4 protein-coding genes and 2 pseudogenes are annotated in these 6831 nt (G+C 72.0%); 1 reads left to right on the forward strand and 5 read right to left on the reverse strand.

Features of this window, described 5'->3' with window-relative positions; translation table 11 throughout:
• Positions 1-448: 448 nt before the first annotated feature.
• Positions 449-568 (reverse strand): annotated as a pseudogene (locus G5C51_RS38530) (LPFR motif small protein); the annotation flags it as partial.
• Positions 569-758: 190 nt separating this feature from the next.
• Between G5C51_RS38530 and G5C51_RS38535 the strand changes: the two are divergent.
• Positions 759-3290: a Tex family protein gene (locus tag G5C51_RS38535; RefSeq protein WP_338118470.1), complete on the forward strand. Its 2532-nt coding sequence runs from the start codon at positions 759-761 to the stop codon at positions 3288-3290.
• Here G5C51_RS38535 and G5C51_RS38540 read toward each other — a convergent pair.
• From G5C51_RS38540 to G5C51_RS38555, 4 genes and pseudogenes are all read right to left on the reverse strand, one after another.
• The gene (locus tag G5C51_RS38540) at positions 3287-4963 is read right to left on the reverse strand and encodes a serine/threonine-protein kinase (RefSeq protein ID WP_338118471.1); all 1677 of its coding nucleotides are present in this window, start codon (positions 4961-4963) and stop codon (positions 3287-3289) included. The two genes, G5C51_RS38535 and G5C51_RS38540, sit on opposite strands and share 4 nt — an antisense overlap.
• 92 nt (positions 4964-5055) lie before the next feature.
• Positions 5056-5286, reverse strand: coding sequence for a hypothetical protein (locus G5C51_RS38545; protein ID WP_165245004.1), 231 nt, complete (start codon positions 5284-5286; stop codon positions 5056-5058).
• Between the two features lie 61 nt (positions 5287-5347).
• Complete coding sequence (locus tag G5C51_RS38550) at positions 5348-6385, reverse strand: type II toxin-antitoxin system Phd/YefM family antitoxin (RefSeq protein WP_165245006.1); 1038 nt, start codon at positions 6383-6385, stop codon at positions 5348-5350.
• Positions 6312-6831, reverse strand: a pseudogene (locus G5C51_RS38555) (hypothetical protein); the annotation flags it as partial. The pseudogene G5C51_RS38555 and the gene G5C51_RS38550, both read right to left, overlap by 74 nt.

Here is a 6831-nt window from a genome sequence, read left to right on the forward strand (position 1 = left end):
GTAGGGGATAGCCGGGCGGGCGTCGGAGGGCGCGGGCGGACGACGCCTGCGGACGGGCGGCCGGCGCGTCAGGCCACGGCGCCCGCGGCGGGCGGTCAGCGGGTGACGCCCGACGGCCGGGTGTCAGGCGCGCGGTGAGAGCAGTCGGCGGCCCCCGGCCGGGCGGCGCCTGCAGCGGGACCGTTGGCGGGCGATGCCTGCGGCGGGCGGCCGGGCGTCAAGCCCACGGCGTCCGCGGCGGACGGACGGATCTCAGACCTGCGGCGCCCGCGGCAGGCGGTCAGTAGGCGACGCCCGCGGCGGACAGCCGGGCATGAGGCGCGCGGCGCCCGCGGCCAGCGGTCGGCGGGTGATGCCCGACGGCCGGGTGTCAGGCGCGCGGCGACAGCAGGCGGCGGCCGCGGGTCGGGCGGCGGCCTGTGCTGCGGCCGCGGCCCATCGCCGGGCGGCGGCGGCCGGACGAGGATGCGCCGTTGAAGAGGCGGGCGACCGCGCGGAACGGCAGCATGACGATCGTCGCGAGAGTTGAGCCGATCATGCGCAGAATGTCGGCAATGGCACGGAACACGGGAAACTCCCAAGGTCGGGACGCTGTCACCGGCACGGGTAGCCGCCCGCCACACCCCGAAACCGCGGCCCGCGCACCACGTGCTCCCCGTCACACCGCACGCCGTCTCCTCAGGTCGCGCGACATCCGACCCCCCGACCCTGCACAATGTGCAGGCTCACGCACACCATGAAGGCGAGTCGGATTCACTGTGACCGAGACTGCGACGACCTCGAACCCCTCGATCAGGGCTGCCGGTATCGAAGGCAGGATCGCCGAGGAGCTCGGCGTACGCGAAGGCCAGGTCAAGGCCGCTGTCGAGCTGCTCGACGGCGGCAGCACCGTGCCGTTCATCGCCCGTTACCGCAAGGAGGCGACCGGCACCCTCGACGACGCGCAGCTGCGCACGGTCGAGGAGCGGCTGCGCTACCTGCGCGAGCTCGAGGAGCGGCGCGCCGCGATCCTGGAGTCGATCGAGGGCCAGGGCAAGCTGGACGAAGCGCTCAAGGCGCAGATTCTGGCCGCCGATTCCAAGGCGCGACTTGAGGACATCTACCTCCCGTACAAGCCCAAGCGCCGCACCAAGGCGCAAATCGCCCGCGAGGCGGGCCTCGAGCCGCTGGCCGACGGCCTGCTGACCGACCCGACCGTCGAGCCGACGGCCGCCGCCGCGGCGTTCGTCGACGCCGAGAAGGGCTTCGCCGACCCCGCCGCCGCGCTGGAGGGCGCCCGCGCCATCCTCGCCGAGCGGTTCAGCGAGGACGCGGACCTGATCGGCGAGGTGCGCGAGCGGATGTGGACGCACGGGCGGCTGGCCGCGAAGGTGCGGGAGGGCAAGGAGGAGCAGGGCGCGAAGTTCGCGGACTACTTCGACTTCGCCGAGCCGTTCACCGAGCTGCCCTCGCACCGGACCCTCGCGATGCTCCGCGGCGAGAAGGAGGAGGTCCTGGACCTCACCCTGGAGCCGGACGCGGACGCCGCGGCCGAGGGGCCCAGCTGGTACGAGCAGGCCATCGCGAAGAAGTTCGGCGTCGCCGACCGCGGCCGGGCCGCCGACAAGTGGCTGCAGGACACCGTCCGCTGGGCCTGGCGCACCCGCATCCTCGTCCACCTCGGCATCGATCTGCGGCTGCGGCTGCGCACCGCCGCCGAGGACGACGCGGTGCAGGTCTTCGCGGGCAACCTCCGCGACCTGCTGCTCGCCGCCCCGGCCGGCACCCGCGCGACGATGGGCCTCGACCCCGGGTTCCGTACGGGCGTGAAGGTGGCCGTCGTCGACGCGACCGGCAAGGTGGCCGCCACGGACACCATTTACCCGCACGTGCCGCAGCAGAAGTGGGACGAGGCGCTGGTCAAGCTGGCGACGCTGGCGCGCGAGCACCACGTCGACCTGATCGCCATCGGCAACGGGACCGCGTCGCGCGAGACCGACAAGCTCGCCGCCGACCTGATCGCCGCGCAGCCGGAGCTGAAGCTGACCAAGGTGATGGTCTCGGAGGCGGGGGCGTCGGTCTACTCGGCGTCCGCCTTCGCCTCGGCCGAACTGCCGGGCATGGACGTGTCGCTGCGCGGCGCGGTGTCGATCGCGCGGCGGCTGCAGGACCCGCTCGCCGAACTGGTGAAGATCGACCCGAAGTCGATCGGCGTCGGGCAGTACCAGCACGACCTCTCCGAGGTGAAGCTGTCGCGCTCGCTGGACGCCGTGGTCGAGGACTGCGTGAACGGCGTCGGCGTCGACCTCAACACCGCCTCCGCGCCGCTGCTGGCGCGGGTCTCGGGCATCGGCTCGGGGCTGGCGGAGAACATCGTGTCGCACCGCGACGCCAACGGTCCGTTCCGCAGCCGGGTGGCGCTCAAGGACGTACCGCGGCTCGGCCCGAAGGCCTTTGAGCAGTGCGCGGGCTTCCTGCGCATCCGCGAGGGGGACGACCCGCTGGACGCGTCGGCCGTGCACCCGGAGGCGTATCCGGTGGTGCGGCGGATGGGCGAGACGGCGGGCGGCGACGTGGCGACGCTGGTCGGCAACGCGCAGGCGCTGCGGGCGCTGAAGCCGCAGGACTTCGTGGACGAGTCCTTCGGTCTGCCGACGGTGACGGACATCCTGAAGGAGCTGGAGAAGCCGGGCCGCGACCCGCGCCCGGCCTTCAAGACGGCCACCTTCAAGGAGGGCGTCGAGAAGCTCGGCGACCTGGCGCCGGGGATGATCCTGGAGGGTGTGGTCACGAATGTGGCCGCCTTCGGCGCCTTCGTGGATGTGGGCGTGCATCAGGACGGGCTGGTCCATGTCTCCGCGATGTCGAAGCAGTTCGTGAAGGACCCGCGTGATGTGGCCAAGCCCGGCGACATCGTGAAGGTGAAGGTCCTGGACGTGGATGCGCCCCGGAAGCGGATCTCGCTGACGCTGCGGCTGGATGACGAGCCGGGTGGGGGTCGTACGTCGGGCGGTGGGGGCGGCGAGCGCGGCGACCGGGCCGAGCGCGGCGAGCGCGGCCAGGGCGGCGGACGCCCGCCGCGTCAGCGCCAGGGCGGCCAGGGCGGTGGCCGCGGTCAGGGCGGTGGCGGTGGCCAGCGCCAGGGCCAGGGCGGCGGACGCCGCCAGGGCGGCCAGGGTGGCCAGGGCGGCGGCCAGGGCGGCGGCGCCAACCGCCGCCGCGAAGCCCCGCCCCAGAACAGCGAGATGGCCGACGCCCTCCGCCGCGCCGGCCTGCTGGGCGGCGGCGGCAAGGACAAGCGCAAGCGCTAACGGAGTTGACCGACGAGCGAGCTCCCGCTGTCGGCGGGAGCCGCTCGTCGCGTCGTGACCTCGCGATAGCAGTACGCCGCGATGGCCAGGGCGCCCACTCCCACGTAGCCCCCGTCGAACTTGTAGTCCTGCTCAAGACTCAGCCAGATCTTGTATACGGCGACGAGAGCGCAGAGCGCTGCGGCTCCGTATCCCACTTTGCGGGCGACGTCTCGCGATTGCGGCGTGAGTAGCGCGGTCAGGCAGACGAGCACGACCAGGCCCACACTGCCCGCAGTCCCGTAGACGGTGTAACCGAAGTCGAGCACCGGCCCGAAGCCCGTGCCGTACGGGATGAGCGCGACGAACGGCGCTGCGAACCCGGCGAGCGTCGCCGAGAGCGGCCGGGCATTCCCGGGCCCGCGGCTTCGGTGTTCGCGGAAGCAGAACAGCGCACAGCTCAGGATGGCCAGCGGAAGCAATGCCCTGCCGTCATCATCGTCGAACGGCGCGGTGGACAGCATCAGGAGGGCTGTGGCCACGTATCCCGCATAGCGAACGGCGTCGCTCGTGCGAGGTGTGAGAGCCGCCGTCAGCCCCAGGCAGCCCGCCAGCAGGATTACGTACACCACCGCGGGAATGGTTTCGTGCGGGCCCGTATACCCCTGCTCCAGAGACATCGGGAGCTCGGGCCTGATCACCGCTGCACTAGCCGCCGCCAGGACGGCCGGTGGCAGAAACCGCTCGATGGCCTCCTTGACCCCACCAGGACTCTGAGCCGCGGCGGGCTCGGGCAAGACGGCTGTGGGCGGGACTGGCCCCCGCACGCGCGACGGCGCGGGGGCCGCCGGAGCGTGCTCGAACCGGCGCAGGGCCTGCGTCACTTCACCGGCGTTCGCGTATCTCTGGGCGGGGTCCTTGCGGAGGAGCGTGAGCACGAGATCGTCCCACTCTGGCGGGAGGTCCGGCGAGACTGTGCTGGGGGCGGGTGGTTCCTCGGTCAGATGGGCGGAGAGATAGCCGACGGTGTCCGGCGCCTGGAACGGCAGCCGGCCGACGATCAGCTCGAAGAGCACGCAGCCCAAGGCGTACAAGTCGCTGCGCGGCTCCGGATGGCCGCGGGCCTGTTCAGGTGCCATGTACGGGGGCGTGCCCACGATGAAACCGGTCTGTGTCAGGCGGTCCGCCGTCGCGTTCGGATCCGCGGCCCGGGCGACGCCGAAGTCGAGGACCTTCGCATTCCCGGAGGGCGTGATCAGGATGTTTGAGGGCTTGATGTCCCGGTGCATGATCCCGGCGGCGTGCGCGTCCGTGAGCGCGTCCGCCACCTGCGCGCCCCAGCGGGCCGCATCGGACAGGCTGACGCCGCCCCGGCGCAGTAGCGCGTCCAGGCTCTCTCCCGGCACCAACTCCATCACCAGGAAAGGGACCTTGCCGTCCGCGGCATCCGTCTCGCCGAGATCGTGGATGGTCACGATGTGCGCATGCTGCAGCCGGGCAGTGATCCGCGCCTCGCGCAAAAACCTGGCCCGCGCCTCCTCACCCCGGCTCCCGCCACCCGAGAGCAAGGAGATCAGCTTGACCGCGACCGGCCGGTCCAGCGTCTCGTCGCGGGCCTCCCACACTTGGCCCATCCCACCCTCGCCCAGCTCCCGCACCAACCGATAGCGGCCCCCGAGGACTTGATCCCGCACCGGCACGCCCCCTCGTCTCGACCGGTCACTCTGAGATCATGACGTGCGCACGGCGGTGACACGAGTGGTACGCGGAAACTCACACGCGGGCTTCACGACTCCAGCAGCGCGAAGCCCCCGCCATTGCACACCCCGCATATCGCGTCCTCCGCCCAGCCGCTGCCATGGCAGCCGTGGCACAGCGCGTCATGCCACACCGTGCCGTCCAGGGCGCGGTGCGGGAGCGGATAGTGGGTGTCCGGCAGATAGCACTCCACCTGGGTCACGGCCTGACGGCGGGCGCACAGGTCCGTCCCGGGCTGATTACGTCGACGAGCCTCCATGACTTCCAGGCTAAAAGCCACCACTGACATCGCCGCCGGACGAAGCCGGAGCCACTGCCGGTCAGCGGCGTACGGGACGGGCGCAGCGCACCTCCCCCGAGGTGATCTCCTCGCGGGGCAGGGACAGGCCGAAAGCGCGCTCCAGGCCGGCGAAGAAGAGCGCGATCCCGTCGGTCCAGTCCGTGTGTTCCTCCGCCTGGCGGATGTACGGGTTGAGGAAACCGAGCGGCGCCTCCTGGGAGAAAGGCAGCTCCCCCGGCTCGTACCAGATCAGCTCGTAGATATCGCCCGGCTCTGCCCCGTCGTCGAGCGGGGCCGGGTTCTGGTACTCCCCGTCCTTGATGTAGCTGAAGGTGTAGATGGCTTTGGCCGTGGTCGCGCTCAGCGCGATCCGCTCCGCGGGCTCCGGGTCGAGAGGGCGCGGCCAGGCGTGGTGGCCAAGCCAGGTCCACTCCCCCGCCGTGCCGAACGCGAGCGTGTCAAAGAGGAGGTTCGTGCGGTCGCGCGCGTCCTGCTCCCGTACCTGGTGCAGCCGCAGCCCGTCGGCGATGTCCTGGGGGTCGGCCCCATAGGCGACGGCCACCTCTTCGGGCGCCATGCCCTTGATGAATTCGATGACGGTGAAGGGGCGCTGTTCGCTCCAGCCGCCGGCGATCCACGCTATGCCATCGCCCACCGGCGGCTGGCGGGCGAGGAACGCCTCGAACGCCGCCGCCTGCTTCGGCGGCATATAAAACTGGCGACCCATCCGTGCGCGGTCCTCGATCCAGTCGAGCTCGTCGGCGGACCGCAGCTCGGCGACGACGGCCCGGTCCCGTACGAAGGTCATCCGCACGCCGTCGGCGTGTACGTACCGGACGTAGGGTCCCTGCTCCTCAGGACCGAACTGCCCGCGCTGCTCGGCGAACGGACGCGGTCTTCGGCCGTACGAGCCGCCGCGCTGCGCGAAGTGCTCCAGCTCGGCCAGTTCGGCCGCGGGCAGCAGCACCGCCGTGCGCTCCCCGCCGTCGGTGAGGTCTATCCGCTCACCGGTCTCCTCCACCAGGTCCAGCGGCCGCTCGAAGTCGGTCATCAGCTCGCTCAGTTCCATGCTGGTCATGGGCCTGGACGCTACCCGCACCGCCTTCCGCCGAAGCCGCAGCCGTCGACGTCCACACCGCCGCCGCGGTCACCAGCACCGCGGGGCCCGGCACCAGGAGCAGCAGCGACGCCGTCCAGTGGACCGCCGCCCATACCCCGAGCACCGCCAGCGAAGGGCCCGCGAGGAAGCGCACCGGGCGGCGGGCTACCAAGTGCAGCGCGCACAGCCACAGCAGCCTGCCCCGCAGATCCGGCCGCGCGGCGCCCAGCGGCAGCGCCGCGCCCAGGCCCAGGACGGCCAGTAGCGTCACTGCCCCGCTCACCCCCAGCGACGGCAGCACCCACCCGCTGCCCGTAGCCGCCCAGATCTCCAGCGCCACCAGGAACGCCGCCGCCGGCACCCCGGCGAGCAGCCCCTGCACCGCACCGAAGCGCCACAGCCCGCGCAGCGATCGCCACCACAGC

It is taken from the genome of Streptomyces coryli (assembly GCF_011044975.1).
GTDB classification, from domain to species: domain Bacteria; phylum Actinomycetota; class Actinomycetes; order Streptomycetales; family Streptomycetaceae; genus Streptomyces; species Streptomyces coryli.

Bases quoted from the DNA above. Each gene is read 5' to 3' on its own strand.
- G5C51_RS38545 (WP_165245004.1), bottom strand. From the start codon at position 5,286: ATGGAGGCTCGTCGACGTAATCAGCCCGGGACGGACCTGTGCGCCCGC.
- G5C51_RS38550 (WP_165245006.1), bottom strand. From the start codon at position 6,385: ATGACCAGCATGGAACTGAGCGAGCTGATGACCGACTTCGAGCGGCCG.